12 protein-coding genes are annotated in these 17,079 nt (G+C 67.8%); 5 read left to right on the forward strand and 7 right to left on the reverse strand.

The features are described from left to right. Positions 1–29: 29 nt before the first annotated feature. Positions 30–2,543 (forward strand): DNA gyrase/topoisomerase IV subunit A, encoded by a 2,514-nt coding sequence (locus QRM96_RS02900; RefSeq protein WP_285318281.1) that lies wholly within the window; start codon positions 30–32, stop codon positions 2,541–2,543. 40 nt (positions 2,544–2,583) lie between these two features. Here the strand turns inward: QRM96_RS02900 and QRM96_RS02905 are convergent, their stop codons facing one another. Further along, complete coding sequence (locus tag QRM96_RS02905) at positions 2,584–3,384, reverse strand: ABC transporter permease subunit (protein WP_018761095.1); 801 nt, start codon at positions 3,382–3,384, stop codon at positions 2,584–2,586. Beyond that, positions 3,374–4,360 carry an ABC transporter ATP-binding protein gene (locus tag QRM96_RS02910; RefSeq protein ID WP_285318283.1) on the reverse strand — a complete coding sequence of 329 codons (987 nt, stop codon included), beginning with the start codon at positions 4,358–4,360 and terminating at the stop codon, positions 3,374–3,376. Before QRM96_RS02910 ends, QRM96_RS02905 begins: the two co-directional genes overlap by 11 nt. A gap of 69 nt (positions 4,361–4,429) precedes the next feature. On the opposite strand from QRM96_RS02910, the gene QRM96_RS02915 reads away from it, so the two are divergent. Then, positions 4,430–4,948, forward strand: a complete 519-nt coding sequence (locus tag QRM96_RS02915; protein ID WP_285318284.1) for a DinB family protein — start codon at positions 4,430–4,432, stop codon at positions 4,946–4,948. A 41-nt stretch (positions 4,949–4,989) separates the two neighbouring features. Here the strand turns inward: QRM96_RS02915 and cydD are convergent, their stop codons facing one another. From cydD to QRM96_RS02930, 3 genes are read right to left on the reverse strand one after another with little or no spacing between them, the layout of a single operon-like run. After that, the gene (gene cydD, locus QRM96_RS02920; protein ID WP_285318285.1) at positions 4,990–8,445 is read right to left on the reverse strand and encodes a thiol reductant ABC exporter subunit CydD; all 3,456 of its coding nucleotides are present in this window, start codon (positions 8,443–8,445) and stop codon (positions 4,990–4,992) included. A gap of 1 nt (position 8,446) precedes the next feature. After that, positions 8,447–9,496, reverse strand: coding sequence for a cytochrome d ubiquinol oxidase subunit II (gene cydB, locus QRM96_RS02925; RefSeq protein ID WP_018761091.1), 1,050 nt, complete (start codon positions 9,494–9,496; stop codon positions 8,447–8,449). Between the two features lie 44 nt (positions 9,497–9,540). Then, positions 9,541–11,145: a cytochrome ubiquinol oxidase subunit I gene (locus QRM96_RS02930; RefSeq protein ID WP_018761090.1), complete on the reverse strand. Its 1,605-nt coding sequence runs from the start codon at positions 11,143–11,145 to the stop codon at positions 9,541–9,543. Positions 11,146–11,407: 262 nt separating this feature from the next. On the opposite strand from QRM96_RS02930, the gene QRM96_RS02935 reads away from it, so the two are divergent. Both QRM96_RS02935 and QRM96_RS02940 read left to right on the forward strand, forming a co-directional pair. Then, entirely contained in the window at positions 11,408–11,791 is a 384-nt protein-coding gene (locus QRM96_RS02935) for a BlaI/MecI/CopY family transcriptional regulator (protein ID WP_018761089.1), read from the forward strand. A gap of 6 nt (positions 11,792–11,797) precedes the next feature. Then, positions 11,798–12,790, forward strand: coding sequence for a M56 family metallopeptidase (locus tag QRM96_RS02940; protein ID WP_018761088.1), 993 nt, complete (start codon positions 11,798–11,800; stop codon positions 12,788–12,790). A 40-nt stretch (positions 12,791–12,830) separates the two neighbouring features. Here QRM96_RS02940 and QRM96_RS02945 read toward each other — a convergent pair whose 3' ends face one another. Further along, entirely contained in the window at positions 12,831–14,939 is a 2,109-nt protein-coding gene (locus QRM96_RS02945; RefSeq protein WP_109864050.1) for a DNA gyrase/topoisomerase IV subunit B, read from the reverse strand. Positions 14,940–15,194: 255 nt separating this feature from the next. Between QRM96_RS02945 and QRM96_RS02950 the strand changes: the two genes are divergently transcribed. Beyond that, the gene (locus QRM96_RS02950) at positions 15,195–15,416 is read left to right on the forward strand and encodes a DUF7455 domain-containing protein (RefSeq protein ID WP_018761086.1); all 222 of its coding nucleotides are present in this window, start codon (positions 15,195–15,197) and stop codon (positions 15,414–15,416) included. Between the two features lie 164 nt (positions 15,417–15,580). Here the strand turns inward: QRM96_RS02950 and QRM96_RS02955 are convergent, their stop codons facing one another. Continuing rightward, complete coding sequence (locus tag QRM96_RS02955; RefSeq protein ID WP_018761085.1) at positions 15,581–16,894, reverse strand: RNA polymerase sigma factor; 1,314 nt, start codon at positions 16,892–16,894, stop codon at positions 15,581–15,583. Positions 16,895–17,079 lie beyond the last annotated feature (185 nt).

The raw sequence follows: 17,079 nt of genomic DNA on the forward strand, positions 1-17,079 counted from the left end.
AGCACCCCCAGAAGGATCCACCAAACCCCATGGCCCGCCGCCAAAGTTCAAAACCCATCGTGGAAGACACCTACACGGAGAACATCGTCGATATCGATGTCACGTCCGAAATGCAGGGCTCCTTCCTGGAGTACGCGTACTCGGTGATCTACTCCAGGGCACTCCCGGACGCCCGCGACGGGCTCAAGCCGGTGCAGCGCCGCATCCTGTACATGATGAGCGACATGGGCCTGCGCCCGGACCGCGGCCACGTCAAAAGTGCCCGCGTGGTGGGCGAGGTGATGGGCAAGCTGCACCCGCACGGGGACGCAGCCATCTATGACGCCATGGTGCGCATGGCCCAGGACTTCTCCTTGCGGCTGCCGCTGATTGACGGGCACGGCAACTTCGGCTCGCTCGACGACGGCCCGGCCGCGCCGCGGTACACCGAGGCACGGATGGCGGCGGCGGCCCTCACACTCACCAACCACCTCGATGAAGACGTGGTGGACTTCGTCCCGAACTACGACAACCAGTTGACGCAGCCGGACGTCCTGCCGGCAGCCTTCCCCAACCTGCTGGTGAACGGGGCCACCGGCATCGCCGTCGGCATGGCCACCAACATGGCCCCGCACAACCTGGTGGAAGTGATCGCGGCCGCCCGGCACCTGATCGCCCACCCGGACGCCACGCTGGAGGACCTCATGCGGTTCGTGCCGGGCCCTGACCTGCCAAGCGGCGGCAGGATCGTGGGCCTGGACGGCATCCGGGACGCGTACGCCACCGGCCGCGGCTCCTTCAAGACCCGGGCCAAGGTGGAGATCGAGCAGCTCACGGCACGCCGCACCGGCCTGGTGGTCACCGAACTGCCGTACATGGTGGGCCCGGAAAAGGTCATCGAGAAGATCAAGGACGCGGTCAACGCCAAGAAGCTGACCGGCATCAGCGACATCGTGGACCTCACGGACCGCAAACATGGGCTGCGGCTGGTCATCGAACTGAAGAACGGCTTCAACCCCAACGCCGTCCTGCAGCAGCTGTACCGCTACACGCCTATGGAGGACTCCTTCGGCATCAACAACGTCACCCTGGTGGACGGCCAGCCGCAAACCCTGGGCCTGGTGGACCTCCTCTCGGTCTACGTCAACCACCGCATCAACGTGGTGCGCCGCCGCACCGTCTTCCGGCTGGGCAAGAAGAAGGACCGCCTGCACTTGGTGGAGGGCCTGCTTATCGCCATTGTGGACATCGATGAAGTCATCCAGATCATCAGGTCCTCGGACGAGGCCGCCGCCGCCCGCGAACGGCTGATGTCCATCTATGACCTCACCGAGGTCCAGGCCAACTACATCCTGGAACTGCGCCTGCGCCAGCTGACCAAGTACTCCCGGATCGAGCTTGAAAAGGAGCAGGACGAGCTCCGCCGCGAGATCGCGGAACTGCAGGCCATCCTGGACTCCGAGGAACTGCTCCGCACGGTGGTTTCCGACGAACTCGGCGCGATCGCCGAGGAACACGGCACCCCGCGCCGGACCGTGCTGCTGGAATCCGAGGCCGTGTCCCCCACCGTCGCCGCCGAGCTCGCAGCGGCCCCCGGGAAGGGCAAGGCAGCCCCGCTGGCGCTGGAAATCGCCGACGACCCCTGCTGGGCGATCCTCACCGCGTCAGGGCAGGTGGCGCGGACCAGCAACCAGGAGCCCCTCGCCGAAGCAGGGCCCCGGAACAAGCACGACGTGTACGCATCGGTGGTCAAGACGTCGGCACGCGGCGAGATCGCGGCCGTCACCTCGCTGGGCCGCATGCTCCGGCTGCAGGTCATGGACATGCCCGTCCTGCCGCCGGTATCCGGGCTGCCCAACCTGGCCGGCGGCGTGCCGGCCAAGGAATTCCTCACCCTGGTCAAGGGTGAGTCCCTGGTGGCATTCGTCCGGTTGGATGAGGTCCTGGCCATCGGCACCGCCCAAGGCGTGGTGAAGCGCGTGCAGCCGGACTACCCGCTGAACCGCGAAGACTGGGAAGTCATCACCCTCAAGGACAAGGATTTCGTGGTGGGTGTGGCTCCCGCCGGCACGGAGGACGCCGAGCTGGTCTTCGTGACCAGGCAGGCACAACTGCTGAAGTTCCCCGCCGCCGTCGTCCGCCCCCAGGGGCGCACCGCAGGTGGCATGGCCGGCATCAAACTGGCTGCGGGTGACCAGGTGATCTTCTTCGGCGCGGTCCAGCCGAACGATGCCGCCGCCGTCGTGGTCACCATCGCGGGGACCAACGGCGCCCTTCCCGGCACTGCGCCCGGGACCGCCAAGGTCACCGCCTTCGATGAATATCCTGCCAAGGGACGCGCCACCGCGGGCGTCCGGGCACACCGGTTCCTGAAGGGCGAGGACACGCTCCTGCTGGGCTGGGCAGGACATGGGCCGGCCAAGGCGTCGTCCGCGGCCGGCGTGGCACGGTCACTACCGCAGGAGCATGGCCGGCGCGACGGCTCGGGTGTCCCCCTGTCCCAGGCTGTGGAGGTCGTGGGACCTGCCATGGCGTGGGAGCCGGAACCGGCCGCCGGAGACTAGCAGCCGCTGCCGGGGACCCACCCGGCGTTCAACCCGGGGGTTACCCGGCCACGTCACGGCGGCGGAAACCGGCGACGGCGAGCGCCACGAGCACGGCGATGGTGGCTGCCGACACCAGGACGCTGTCCCAGGCGGTGCCCTGCCGCAGCGGATCGTGGCCGATGTACTGGAAGAACGGTGACACCTGGTGGATCCGGTCGAAGGCATCCACCAGCGGGGCGAGCGCGTTGACGATGTAGGCGAGCACCGCCAGGACGGCGGGTATGCCGCGGCTGAGCCCGGTCCGTCCGGTGCCGGCCGACAGCGCCAGGGCAAGGCTGCCAAAGACAACACCCAGCAAGGCCAGGTGCAGCATGGCGGCGGCCACTTTGTCGGCCGGCAGGACCATATCCACCAGTCTGCCCTCCAGCACCAGCGAAACGCCCATGACGGCGGCCAGCAGGAAGGTGCCCAGTGCCATGGCCGCGAACTTGTCCACTACCACCCTGCCGCGGCCCACCGGGTTGGAGAGCAGCAGGTCCATGGTGTGCCGGTCCTCTTCCCCGCCGATGGCGCCCGCGCCGGCGCTGACGGCGTAGATCAAGACGGCGATGGGTCCCATGAAGGACATCAGCTCCACTTGGATGTATCCCGTGGGGGTGGACATATCCGCGCTGGAGGTGGCGAACAAGGAGCGAAACGCCTCGGGCATCTGGTCGATGAAGCCGCTGATGGACGGTTGGGACTGGACCGCCGGCCACACAGCAGCGTACATGGCGACGATCAGGGCCAGGGAGACGGCCCAGGCCAGCAGCGTCCTGCTTTGGTCGCGAAGCGTTTTCACCAGGACGTTAGCCAGCATGGCCCGGCCCTGTCCCCGCTGTGTCCAGGGCACCGGCGCCGCCCTGGTCCGAGCCGTAGTAGGTCAGGAAGGTTTCCTCCAGCGGAGCCTCGGAGCACTCAAAGTCCTCCACGTCCCGGGCGCTCACCAGCTTCAAGAGTGCATCCAGGGCCGACTGCGGGGCGTTGCAGCTGAGCGAGCGGCCATCCACCGTCAGGTCCCGTACGCCCGGGACACCCGCGAACCCTGCCGCGGACACCGTGGTGGTGAACCGGGCCCGCACCCGGTGCAGGGACCGCGCAGCGAGATCCTGCAGCCGCTCCACCGCCACGAGCTTCCCCGCCCGGACCACTCCGATCCTGTCCGCGACGCGTTCCACCTCCCCCAGGACGTGCGAGGAGAAGAGCGCGGACCCGCCGCCGGCCGTGTGCTCGCGGAGGATCGAGTGGAATACCTGCTGCACCAGGGGGTCGATCCCGCTGGTGGGCTCGTCCAGCACCAGCAGCCGTGGACTGGACATCACCGCGAGGACAACGGCAAGCTTCTGCCGGTTTCCGCGCGAGAGGGTGCGGGCCTGCCGGTTCAGGTCCAGGTCGAGCCGGTCCGCCAGCTCGGCGGCGCGCGGGGCATCGTCCCGGTTCCGCAGGTGGGCGCAGTACGCCACATGCTGGTGGCCGGTCAGGCGGTCGTAGAGCGCCGGCTCTCCCGGCACATAGCCCACCAGCCGGTGGACGTCCCGGGCCTGCCGCCAGGCGTCCAACCCCAGCACCGCCGCTGTGCCGGACGTGGGCCGCAGCATGCCCATCAGGAGCCGGATGGTGGTGGTCTTGCCCGCCCCGTTGGGGCCCAGGTACCCGAAGACCTCTCCCGGCCCGATGGTGAGGGTCACGTCGTCGAGCGCTGTGTTCCGGCCGAACCGCTTGGTCAGGCCGGACAGCTGCACCATGCTGTCCGCATCCACTGGTGCTCCCGCATCCCGGCGGCCATCCGCACTCATGCTGCAAGGCTAGGCAGGCGTCCCCTGGCGTCCCAGAGTCTTTCGGCCCGGACCCCCTAGACTGCTCTCATGCCTATCGTTCCTGATGAAAAGGACTGGACCTGGGTCCTGTCCCGCACCTGCCCGGAATGTTCCTTCGACGCTTCCACCGCGACCCCGGCAACCGTTCCCGGCATCATCGAAAGCATGCTGCCCCGGTGGCGGGCCGTCCTGCGCCGGCCGGATGCGGCGGAGCGCCCGGACGACCGGACGTGGTCCGCACTGGAGTATGCCTGCCATGTACGGGACGTCTTCAGCCTCTTCGACCACCGGCTCAACCTGATGCTCGCCGAGGACGGCGCCCGCTTCGAGAACTGGGACCAGGACCTGACCGCGGAGGAAAAGGACTACGCCAATTCCGATCCAGCCGAGGTGAGCGCCGAACTGGCCGCCGAGGGGCACCAGGCCGCGGATGCCTTCGCCGGTGTCCGCGAAGAAGACTGGGTACGGAAGGGCCTGCGCAGCAATGGATCCGAATTCACGGTCCTGACCCTGGCCCAATACTTCCTTCACGACGTCGTCCACCACCTGCACGACGTCGACGGCTAGCGGCACGGGCAGCCGAGCTAGCAGCGGCGCGGGCAGCAGGCTCAGCGCGACGCTGGCACGCGGTCCCCGGGCACGCCGGACACGGCCGGAAGTTCCAGCCGGGCGTCCGTCCCGGCGATATCCGCCCCGTTGTGGGTTACCAGGACCACGGTACGGTCCCGCAGCCCCCTGCGAAGGTCCGCCAGCATGGCTGCGGCAGCTTCCGCATCCAGGTGGGCGGTGGGTTCGTCCAGCAGGATCACGTCCGCGCCGGTCAGCAGAGTCCGCGCCACGGCCAGGCGCTGCCGTTCGCCACCGCTGAGGAAGGCGCCGCCGGGGCCGATCCTGGTATCCAGGCCGGCAGGCAGCCTCTCCACCAGCCCATCAAGTCCCACGGCGGCCAGCACCACGCCCAGGTCATCATCGGAAACCGGCGGCCCACCAGTCCCGGCGGCACACCCCAGCAGCAGGTTGCCCCGGATGGTGGAATCGAAGAGGTGGGCCTCCTGCGGGCACCAGGCCGCGCGGCCGGACACCTGGGCCCGGCCCGCCGCCGGCGCCAGGAAGCCGAGCAGGACGGAGAGCAGGGTTGATTTCCCCGAACCGGACGGCCCGGTGACTACCAGCCAGCGGCCGGGCTCCGCCACGGCATCCAGCCCCGTGAAGACCGGGGGCCCATCCGGCCATGCAGCGGCCAGCTCCGTCAGCGCTATGCCCGGGGCGCCGCCGTCGCGGGCCGGGAGGGCGTGCAGCCCGGAGGTATCCCCGTCCGGAGAGGCCACGCCCGCGCCGCTGCCGGACGGACCGCCGTCCAGGGCCCCGGACTCCCCCACCCGCTGCAGGACCTCACGCAGGGCAGGGAACTGGCGCACCGCCGTCGTCATGGCTGCGTAGGGTTCCACGAGCGCGAGCAGAAGCAGCACCACCACGGCTGCCGTGGCCGGGGCAACCCGGGCAGCCAGTACGTCGGGGCCGGCAAGCCAGGCAGCGGCCAGGGCCGCGGCACCGCATCCGATGGTGGCAATGGCGTGTCCCAGCCCGTCCGCCCAGGCGGAGCGCCGCGAGGCGTCCGTCGCCTCCCGGTCCTCGGCCCGGAGCGACTCGAGCACGGGTGCTGCCAGGCCGTTCGCGTGCAGGTCTGCCCGGGCGTCCAGCGCCGCCGCTGTCCGCCGCAGCACACCGGAGCGCAGGGACTGCTCGGCAGTGGCCGACCGCCGGTCCCCCCACAGGGCGGCCGCCGGCGCGAGCAACAGGCCACCGGCAGCTGCGCCGATCACGGCAGGCAGCGCGGCGGGCACCAGGATTCCCGTGGCAGCCAGGGCCAGGGCGGACACTGCGACCGCTGTGACGGGCGGCAGGACCACGCGTGGCAGGAGGTCGCGGATGGTGTCGACGTCGTCAATCACCGTTCCCAGCACGTTGCCGCCCTGCAGGAGCCGGCGCAGCGACAGGGCCCTGCGGCTGAGGGATTCCCAGAGCCTGCCGCGCAGGCGGGTGAGGGCGGCGAAGACGGCATCGTGGAGCAGTAACCGTTCCCAGTAGCGGAGCACCGCGCGGCCGATGCCAAAGAACCGGACGCCCACAATAGCGGTCAGCAGGTAGAGGATGGGCGGCTGTTCGCTGGCCCGGATGATGAGCCACCCGGAGAGGCCCGACAAGGCGACGGCGAACATGGCCGCCAAGGTGCCCACCACGGCTGCGGCCGCGAATTTGCCGCGCACCGGTTCCAGGAGCGCCGCGAGGAGTCCGGCCGCGCCCGAGGTGGACCGGGCAGTACGGTTGGGGCCGCTGGGGTCAGTGCCGGGTGCGCTCGACGCGGCATCAAGGGAGGCGGGGTCTTCGGACGGCGGATTGCCCGTGCCGGCGTAAGCGGCCAGGACCGGGGCATGCGGGGGCTCGTGCGGTTCCACGGCCTGCCCGGGACCTGCCACCGGAACCAGCTGGTCCGCAAGGTGCCGGGTGCGGTGGTTGTGGGCCACCAGGATCACGGTCACCTGGCCGCGGAGTCGGCGGATGGCATCTTCGACGACGGCGGCGGACGCGTCGTCCAGGTGCGCGGTGGGTTCATCGAGCAGCAGGATCGACGCCCCGGCATCAATCCTGGCCAGTCCGCGGGCCAGCGCCACCCGGCGCAGTTCCCCGGGGCTCAGCTCCGCCTGGTGTTTGGCCGCCAGGTGGCCGGCGCCTGCCCGCTCGAGGCAGCTCCGGGCGGCATCTTCGGCGGCGAACCGGTCCGGGCCGTGGCCCGGGTCCCGTGTCAGGTACAGCAGCACCTCGTCCAGGACCGTCGGCGCCACCATGACGGGGTGTTGCGGCACCCAGGCAATGGCAGCGCGGTCCAGTCCCCTGATCGAGCCCGAGATACTGGTGCCGTTGCCCGCGCCGACTGTGCCGGCCAGGACGCCGAGGATGGTGCTTTTGCCCGCACCGCTGGGGCCGTCAAGGGCGGTGATCCTGTCCAGCGGTGCGGTGAAGGTGAGGGGCCCGACGGCGGTCCCGGACCGCCCGGCATAGCGCACCGTCAGCCCGGTCACTTCGAGGGGGGCGCCCGGCCGGCCGGCTTTGGCGGCGGGCAGCGGTGCCGCCTCGGGGGCGCCGGTCACCGCTGCCGCTTCCGCCAGGGCCACGCGGCCATCGTCACTGGCGTGGTGGGCGGTGCCCAACTCCCGGAGCGGGAGGTAGCAGTCCGGTGCCAGGAGCAGCGCCAGCAGGCCTGCCTCCAGCGGCATGTCCCCGTGGACCAGGCGGACGCCGATGAAGACCGCCACCACCGCCACCGAGATGGTGGCGATGAGTTCCAGGGCCAGCGCGGAGAGGAATGCGGTGCGAAGGGTGCCCATCGTGCGGGAGCGGTATTCCTCGGAAATCTCTTCCAGGGCTTTGCGCTGCTCGGTGGCACGGCCCAGGCCCACCAGGACCGGCAGGCCCTTGGCGAGTTCGAGCATGTGCGCTGACAACCGTGCCAGCGACGCCTGGGCCTGGCGCACGCTGTCCTGGGTGTAGCGGCCTATCAGCACCATGAAGACCGGGATCAGCGGGACCGTGAGGACGATGACCACGGCGCTCACCCAGTCCGCGAAGAGGATCCGCGCCCCCAGGAGCAGCGGGATGGCCGCGCAGTTGACCAGGGCGGGCAGGAACTGGGTGTAGTAGTTGTCCAGTGCGTCCAGTCCGCGGGTTGCCAGCACCGCCAGGCCTCCGTCGCCGGGCCCGGATCCGCGGACGCCGGTGCGGAGGGCATGCTCCAGCAGCCCGGCGCGCAGCTCCTCCTTGACCCCCAGGGCGGCGCGGCGGGCCGCGACGGCCTGTCCCCAGACGGTCAGGGACCTTAGCACCACGCCGGCAAGTCCGGCGGTGATGTGGGTTCCCCACGCGGGGTTGCCGGCCACCAGTCCGGCCAGGACGGCTGCCACCGCCTGGCCGATCAGGACGAGCGAGAGTGCCTTGAGCGCCGCCAGAACCCCCAGCCAGTAGATTGCTGACCGGGTGGACGGGCCTGCGGGGAACGTAGGCCGCACGTCAGCCCTTGATGGTGAACGCCTTGGCGGCCACGGCCGGCAGGAAGCTGTGGGCTTCCGGGATGTGGGCGGCGCTGACGCGGCGGCGGAACACCCAGTAGGTCCAGGCCTGGTACGCGATCACCAGGGGAAGGCCAACGGCTGCGACAATGCTCATCAGGCCCAGGGTGTAATCCGAGGAAGAGGCGTTGGAGATGGTCAGGTCAAAGGCACTGTCCAGCGTGGAAGGCAGCACCACCGGAAACACCGCCCCGAAGATGGCAGTGGTGCCCAGCACCAGGAAGGCGCCCAATGCGAGGAATGCCCGTCCCTCGGAGCCCTTCCGGGCCAGCAGCCAAGCCGTTGCGGCAGCGCCCACGGCGAGGACGACGGCGGCCCAGGTCCAGGGCTTGCCGTCCATGAACTGGATGGCAAGGGCCCATGCGGCAATCGGCAGGAGCAGGACCGGCAGGAGCCGCACGAACCACCGGCGCGCACGGTGCCGCACGTCGCCGTCGGTCTTCAGGGCCAGGAAGGCCAGGGCGTGCAGCAGGGAGAATCCCACCACGGCCGCACCCCCCAGCAGGGCGTAGCCGCTGAACCATGCCATGGGGCCACCTTCCCGGTCGCCGTTGGCGTTCAGCGGCAGGCCGGTGGTGGTCAGGGCCAGGGCGGCTCCAACGCCGAAGGCCGCGAAGAAGGAGCCCAGGGCAATGGCCCAGTCCCAGCGGCTCCGCCAGCTGTCGGTATCCACCTTGCCTCGGTATTCGAAGGCCACGGCACGGAAGATCAGGGCCAACAAAACCACCAGGAGCGGCAGGTAAAGCGCGGAGAACAGGGAGGCGTACCAGAGCGGGAAGGCCGCGAACGTTGCGCCGCCGGCGGTCAGGAGCCACACCTCGTTGCCGTCCCATACGGGTCCGACGGTGTTCAGGAGCACCCGGCGCTCGGTGTCGTTGCGGGCGAAGATCTTCATCAGCATCCCGACGCCCAGGTCGAAGCCCTCCAGGAAGAGGTAGCCGGTCCAGAGCACCGCGATGGCGATGAACCAGATGGTGGGAAGCAGTTCCATTGTTCGTTTCCTCTGCTCGTTGGAGCCTGTTGGGTCCGGTGCGGCTAGTAGGCGAAGGCCAGGACGTCGTCGGCGGCCCTGGCTTCCCCGGTGCCGTCGTCGCCCGGGGTCCGGTCCTCATTCTCATCGGCCGGTGCGTGGGCAAGTTCGGGCATCGCGGAGACCACGCCGCCGCGGATGTACTTCACCAGCAGTTTCACTTCCACCACCAGCAGGACGGCGTAGACGGCGGTCAGTGCCACCAGGGAAGCGATCAGCTCGCCCGCGGAGACCCCGGGGGAAACGGCGGCGGCGGTGAACATGAACACCTGGTCGATGCCGCTGGGGTCCGGGTTGGGGGCCACAACGAACGGCTGGCGGCCCATTTCGGTGAAGATCCAGCCGGCGGCGTTGGCGCCGAAGGGTGCCAGGATGCCGAACACTGCCAGGCGCATCAGCCAGCGGGATTCCGGTACCGTCCCCTTGCGGGTGATCCAGAGTGCCACCAGCGCGGCCAGGGCGGCAAGGCCGCCAAAGCCGATCATCATCCGGAAGCCCCAGTACGTGACTTCCATGACGGGTACGTACTGGATCTCCTGGCCGGCGCGGTCACCGTAAATCGGGTTGTCCGGCAGGTTGGTTCCGTATTTCTCCTTGTACTCGGGCAGCAGGCTGTTGACGCCCTTCACCTCGGTGGTGAAGTCACCCTTGGCCAGGAAGGACAGGATGCCGGGGACCTCGATGACTGCCACGACGTCGTCGCAGTTCTTCGATCCCACGTTGCCGACGCTCAGGACGGAGAAGCCCGTGCCGTCGTGGCAGGCAGCTTCGGCGGCGGCCATCTTCATGGGCTGCTGCTGGAACATAAGCTTGCCCTGGAGGTCACCGGTGACCGCTGTGCCTGCGAACGAGATCATGGCCACCACGGCGCCGATGCGCAGGGACCGGATCCACACGCTGTAGTCGGCGCGGTCCCGGCCGGGGATGCGGGCGTCCTCACCGGGGATGGCCCGGCCGTCGGCACCCACGGTGTCGACGCCGTCGTGCCGCCTCCGCCACAGGTGGTACCAGGCGATGCCGAGGAGGAAGCCGCCGGCTACGGCGAGGGCGCCGAACAGGGTGTGCGGGACGGCCACCAGGGCAGTGTTGTTGGTGAAGACTGCCCAGGCGTCGGTCATCACGGGCCGGCCGTTCACCATTTCCACGCCCACCGGGTGCTGCATCCAGCTGTTGGCCACAATGATGAAGTAGGCAGAGAGGGCTGAGCCGATGACGGCCACCCAGAGGCAGGCGAGGTGGATGGCCGGCTTGAGCTGTTTCCAGCCGAAGATCCACAGGCCCAGGAAGGTGGACTCCACGAAGAAGGCCAGGAGGGCTTCCAGCGCCAGCGGGGCGCCAAAGACATCGCCCACGAACCGGCTGTACTCACTCCAGGCCATGCCGAACTGGAACTCCTGCACGATGCCGGTGGCGACGCCCATGATGAAGTTGATGAGGAACAGCTTCCCCCAGAACTTGGTCATCCGCAGGTATTCCGGCTTGCCGGTGCGGTACCAAGCGGTCTGGATCACCGCTACCACGAGGCCCAGGCCGATGGTCAGCGGCACCATCATGAAGTGGTAGACGGTGGTGATACCGAATTGCCAGCGTGCGATTTCCAAGGCGTCCATGGCAGTCCCTACTGTTAGCAGTGCAGTTTTCTACGCTTCGTAGAACTCTAACTTCTACACAGTGTAGAACATTGTCGGTGGCTGCAAAAAACCATCCGCCACACCCCTAGGATGGCGCGTCCCGGCCCGCCACGCCAGATGTTCTACCATATGTAGAAAGAAGCAGGGTTTCGGGGTAAATTTAGTTCTGTAGTTGAACAGCCGCGTGACGTCATCGGCGCAGCGAAAAGCGCACGGTGCGGGGAAATAAAGGAAAAGTGAAATGGCTAGTCTTGGTGAACTGGAACGGGCGGTCATGGACCTGCTCTGGGCGGGCCAGGAAGCGGCTACGGCCAACACCCTGAGGGACCAGTTGGCGCGCTCGTCGGCTGCACAGGGCGGGGCGGGCCACGAGGGCAAGGAACTGGCTGTCACGACTGTACTTACCGTGCTCTCCCGGCTGGAGAAAAAAGGGCTGGTGGAACGCGAACGCGGCACCCGCCCGCACCGCTACCAGGCTGTTTCCAGCCGCGCCGACCACACTGCCGAACTCATGCATGAGGTCCTCGGGTCAGCACCCGACCGCGAGGCAGTCCTCGCCCGCTTCATAGGATCGGTCTCCGAAGGTGAAGCCGCTACGCTGCGCAAACTGCTTGGCCACCTCTAGCAAACCATGTTCTGGGCCTCGTACCTGCTGGCGGTCCTTGCGATAGTCCTTGCGTGGCCGGTGCCGATCCTCCTTTCGAAGGCACAATGGCCGGCCAGGTCGCCCTTCACCGCGATGCTGCTCTGGCAGGCGATCGCCCTCGCAGGTGGCTTGTCCATGATCGGCGCCATGCTGGTCTATGGCCTGGAGCCGATTGGCGACAACCTGGTGGCCGGCCTTCGGGCCCTCGCCGGCATGGTACTTTTCAGCGCTCCCACCACGGCATTGGGGTTCTGGCACATCTTCGCCCTGTCCGCCGCGGCCCTGCTGACCGCTCACCTGGTCTTCACCCTGCTGCTCACCTACTACAAGATCCAGCGGCAGCGGCGGCGGCACCGTGAACTCCTGGCCCTGCTGGCCTCACCGTCCGGACAGGACACCGGAACCCTGGTCATCAGCCATGATTCCCCGGTGGCCTACTGCCTGCCGGGTGGGGCCCGCTCTGTGACCGTCCTGTCGGACGGCCTGATGGCCGCCCTCGAGCCGGCTGAACTCCGCGCCGTCCTCATCCATGAGAACGCCCACCTGAGCCAACGGCACCACCTGCTGCTCTGGGCGTTTGCCGCCTGGCGGCAGGCGCTGCCCTGGCTGCCCACCACCCGCCTTGCCCAGGAATCGGTCAACTCACTCATCGAGATGCTGGCTGACGACGTCGCCCTGCGGACCGAGAGCAAGGCGACCCTGATCAAGGCCATCGCCATCGTCGCCAGCGGCTCGGCAGCGAACCCCGAAGCTGGTGGCATCCGGCCGTCCTCACCCAGCCTGGCGCTTTCAGGGCTGGAGGCGGCCTCCATGGGACCGGGCTCGGACGCGGTCCGGACTGCAGCGTCCAGGGTCAGCCGCCTGCTGACACCCCAGCCCCAACTGCCGGCCGCGGCCCGCAGTGCCGTCCTGGCCGGCTGCATCCTGCTGCTCGCGCTGCCAACCGCTTTGCTCGTGGTTCCGGGGCTGCTCGGCTGACCTGCCGCCGCGGTGGTTGACCTGCCGAAGGCCGGCACCCTCAGGCGTCGATGCGCTCCCGGTCAAGGCTGGACGCCCCGGCGATGATGAAGTCCTTGCGCGGGGAGACATCCGAACCCATCAGGAGGTCGAAGATCTCCTCCGCCTGCTGGGCATTCTCGATGCCCACCTTCCGAAGGGTCCGGTGGCGTGGGTCCATGGTGGTCTCGGCCAGTTGCTCGGCGTCCATCTCCCCCAAGCCCTTGTACCGCTGGATGGGTTCCTTGTACCGCTTCCCCTCCTTGGCCAGGCGCGCCAGCAGCACGTGGAGCTCGGCTTCGGAGTAGGTGTAGATCATCTCGTTGGCCTTCTGGCCGGCGTTGATAACCTCCACCCGGTGCAGCGGGGGAACCGCCGCGAAGACCCGGCCTTCGAGGATCATGGGCCGCATGTAGCGGAAGAACAGGGTCAGCAGCAGGGTCCGGATGTGGGCGCCGTCCACGTCGGCGTCCGTCATGAGGATGACCTTGCCGTACCGGGCGGCGCTGATGTCAAAGCTGCGGCCGGAGCCGGCGCCCACCACCTGGATGAGGGCCGCGCATTCGGCGTTGGAGAGCATGTCCCCCACCGATGCCTTCTGCACGTTCAGGATCTTGCCGCGGATGGGCAGCAGGGCCTGGAAATCGGACGAGCGGGCCAGCTTGGCGGTGCCGAGGGCGGAGTCGCCTTCCACGATGAAGAGTTCGGAGCGTTCGACGTCGTCCGTGCGGCAGTCAGCGAGCTTGGTGGGCATCGAGGACGTTTCCAGGGCATTCTTGCGCCGCTGCGTCTCCTTGTGCACGCGGGCCGAGATGCGGGACTTCATCTCGTTGACGATCTTTTCCAGCAGCAGGGCCGACTGCGCTTTGTCGTTCCGGTTGCTGGAGGTGAGCTTGGCGGTGATCTCCCGTTCCACCACCCGCGCCACGATGGCGCGGACGGCGCTGGTGCCGAGGATCTCCTTGGTTTGCCCCTCGAACTGCGGCTCGGCGAGCCGGACGGTCAGGACTGCGGTCAGGCCGGCGAAGATGTCGTCCTTGTCGATCTTGTCGTTGCCGGCCTTGAGCTTGCGGGCATTGGTTTCCACGGCTTTGCGGAACGTCTTGACCAGGGCTTGCTCGAAGCCGGACTGGTGGGTGCCGCCTTTCGGGGTGGCAATGATGTTCACGAAGCTGCGGACGGTGCTGTCGTAACCAATGCCCCAGCGCAGGGCCACGTCCACTTCGCAGTCCCGTTCGACCTCCGCCAGCTGGCTGTGGCCCCGTTCGTCCAGGACAGGGACGGTTTCCTTGAACTTGCCGGAACCGTGCAGCCGCCACACATCGGTGACGGCCGGATCGGCGGCCAGGAATTCGACGAACTCCGAGATGCCGCCGTCGTGGTGGAAGATTTCTTCGTGCGGGCCTGCCTCACCGGGGGTTCCCGGGAGCTTGCGTTCGTCGCGCACGGTGAGCTTGAGCCCGGGAACCAGGAACGAGGTCTGCCGGGCACGGGCTGCGAGGTCCTCGTAGGAGAACTTCGCGTCCGGCGTGAAGATCTGCCGGTCCGCCCAGTAGCGGATGCGGGTCCCCGTTACTCCGCGCTTGGCCTTGCCCGTGACGTCCAGGACAGAGTCGTTGACGAACGGCGTGAAGGGCGCTGCCGGATCGGGCTTGGACCCGGTGTCCTTGAACCGGCCGGGTTCGCCGCGGCGGAACGACATCCGGTAGGTCTTCCCGCCGCGGTCCACCTCAACGTCGAGGCGTGAGGAGAGGGCGTTGACCACTGAGGCGCCAACGCCGTGGAGGCCGCCGGACGCGGTGTAGGAGCCACCGCCGAACTTGCCGCCTGCGTGCAGCTTGGTGAATACCACCTCGACGCCGGTGAGCCCCGTCTTGGGCTCCTTGTCGATGGGAATGCCGCGGCCGTCGTCGTGGATTTCGACGGAATTGTCCGCGTGAAGGATGATGCGGATGTCGTGGCCGAAGCCTGCCAGGGCCTCGTCCACCGAGTTGTCGATGATTTCCCAGAGGCAGTGCATAAGGCCGCGCGAGTCGGTTGAGCCGATGTACATGCCCGGGCGCTTGCGGACAGCTTCGAGCCCTTCCAGGACGGAAAGGTGCCGGGCGGTGTACTCAGAGCTTGGTGCCACTGGTGATGAACTCCTTCAGGGACGTGGGAGCGGCACTGGAACCGCTCCCTCTAGGGTAGTCGGCGGCAGCGACAGGAGCCTGCTGCCACACCCGCCGGCCGCTGTGCGGCGCGCCACGGGCAGGGTCCCGGCAGTCGGTGGGACATTCTTGACCCAACCTTGCGGATACGCGCACAGCGAACTTGCCCCATCCTTGCGATGGATTGGATACGAATGCTGGTTATATAGATGTACTGATCTACTAAGGAGGCCGACATGACAACAGCAGTGGCAGACCGCACGCTCAACGCACTGGACCGGTGCGACCGTTGCGGAGCTCAGGCATATGTCCGGGTTGTACTCGAGTCCTCCGGCGGTGAGCTGCTGTTCTGTGGCCACCACGCCCGTGCAGTGGAGGCGACGCTTAAGCCGTTGAGCTCCGACTGGCACGACGAGACGGGAAAGCTTCACGAGAAGGCTCCCGTCGAGATCGACTAGATGAGGCATCGGTAACAACGAACCCGGTGGGACCTGTCCGAATGGATGGGTCCCACCGGCGTTTAACCGTCCTTAGGGGGAACCTCACGGGGGTTAAGAAGCCAGGCCGCCCCGGGCCCACCGCAGGGTGGGGTCGGGGCGGCCTGGCTTTTTGCGCTGGAGATCTAGTCCAGGTAGTCGCGCAGCACCTGCGACCGTGACGGGTGGCGGAGCTTGGACATCGTCTTCGATTCGATCTGCCGGATCCGCTCGCGGGTGACGCCGTAGACCTTGCCGATTTCGTCTAAAGTCTTCGGCTGCCCGTCGGTGAGGCCGAACCGCATGGCAACGACGCCTGCTTCGCGCTCGGAGAGGGTATCCAGTACCGAGTGCAGCTGTTCCTGCAGCAGGGTGAAGCTCACTGCGTCGGCAGGGACCACCGCCTCGGAGTCCTCGATCAGGTCACCGAACTCGGAATCGCCATCCTCACCCAGGGGAGTGTGCAGCGAGATTGGTTCGCGGCCGTATTTCTGGACCTCGACAACCTTTTCCGGGGTCATGTCCAGTTCCAGCGCCAGTTCCTCGGGCGTGGGTTCGCGGCCGAGGTCCTGCAGCATCTGGCGCTGGACACGGGCCAGCTTGTTGATGACCTCAACCATGTGCACCGGAATACGGATGGTACGGGCCTGGTCGGCCATGGCGCGGGTGATCGCCTGCCGGATCCACCAGGTGGCGTACGTGGAGAACTTGAAGCCCTTGGTGTAGTCGAACTTCTCCACGGCGCGGATCAGGCCCAGGTTGCCTTCCTGGATGAGGTCCAGGAAGAGCATGCCGCGGCCTGTGTAGCGCTTGGCCAGGGAAACCACGAGGCGGAGGTTGGCCTCCAGGAGGTGGTTCTTGGCGCGCTTGCCGTCGTGGATGATGAATTCGAGTTCGCGCTTGTACTTGGGGTCCATGGTGTCCCCGTCGGCAGCGATCTTTTCTTCGGCGAACAGTCCGGCTTCGATCCGGAGAGCCAGGTCGACTTCCTGCTCGGCGTTGAGCAGTGCCACCTTGCCGATCTGCTTCAGGTAGTCCTTGACGGGGTCGGCGGTGGCGCCGGCGGACATGACCTGCTGGACCGGGGCGTCGTCGTCGTCGGCGTCGGAGTAGACGAAGCCCTTGCCGCTGCCGGCGGCACCCTTGACGGGATCGGCGTCGGCATCCTCGACCGCGTCGGGGCCTTCGAGGACGATGTCGTCGATGTCCTCCTCGACCTCCTCGACGTCGTCCGGGTCAACGTCACCGGTGGACTTGCCGGCAGCCTCTGCTGCAGCTTTGGCGCCCGGTTTGGGCCCGCGCTTCTTCGGCTCGCGCTTGCCGTCCGCTGCAGCCTCACCGGACGAAGCCTTGTTGGCTGCCCGCGTAGCTGCCCGCTTGGCGTTGGTCGCGGCCTGCTTCTCCTCAGGGGACAAGACATCCTGGGCGGCGGAATCCTTCTTCGTGGAAGACGGGGTCACAGAAAACCTTTCTAGCGGTGGTCTGTGGAATCACCATACGGGCAACACCACTATGACCCTGTCAAGTCCGTGGTGGAAACCAAGCGCCACCACGGCCGGCAGAGTCACTTAAGACAACTCCCGGAGCGGCTGTAATGTTCCCTTGCGGGCACGGTTACAAGCACTCGATACACGGACCCAACCGG

The sequence above is a fragment of the Pseudarthrobacter sp. lyk4-40-TYG-27 genome (assembly GCF_030209295.1).
Lineage (GTDB): Bacteria > Actinomycetota > Actinomycetes > Actinomycetales > Micrococcaceae > Arthrobacter.

Bases quoted from the DNA above. Each gene is read 5' to 3' on its own strand.
- QRM96_RS02900 (WP_285318281.1), top strand. From the start codon at position 30: ATGGCCCGCCGCCAAAGTTCAAAACCCATCGTGGAAGACACCTACACG.
- QRM96_RS02905 (WP_018761095.1), bottom strand. From the start codon at position 3,384: ATGCTGGCTAACGTCCTGGTGAAAACGCTTCGCGACCAAAGCAGGACG.
- QRM96_RS02910 (WP_285318283.1), bottom strand. From the start codon at position 4,360: ATGAGTGCGGATGGCCGCCGGGATGCGGGAGCACCAGTGGATGCGGAC.
- QRM96_RS02915 (WP_285318284.1), top strand. From the start codon at position 4,430: ATGCCTATCGTTCCTGATGAAAAGGACTGGACCTGGGTCCTGTCCCGC.
- cydB (WP_018761091.1), bottom strand. From the start codon at position 9,496: ATGGAACTGCTTCCCACCATCTGGTTCATCGCCATCGCGGTGCTCTGG.
- QRM96_RS02930 (WP_018761090.1), bottom strand. From the start codon at position 11,145: ATGGACGCCTTGGAAATCGCACGCTGGCAATTCGGTATCACCACCGTC.
- QRM96_RS02935 (WP_018761089.1), top strand. From the start codon at position 11,408: ATGGCTAGTCTTGGTGAACTGGAACGGGCGGTCATGGACCTGCTCTGG.
- QRM96_RS02940 (WP_018761088.1), top strand. From the start codon at position 11,798: ATGTTCTGGGCCTCGTACCTGCTGGCGGTCCTTGCGATAGTCCTTGCG.
- QRM96_RS02950 (WP_018761086.1), top strand. From the start codon at position 15,195: ATGACAACAGCAGTGGCAGACCGCACGCTCAACGCACTGGACCGGTGC.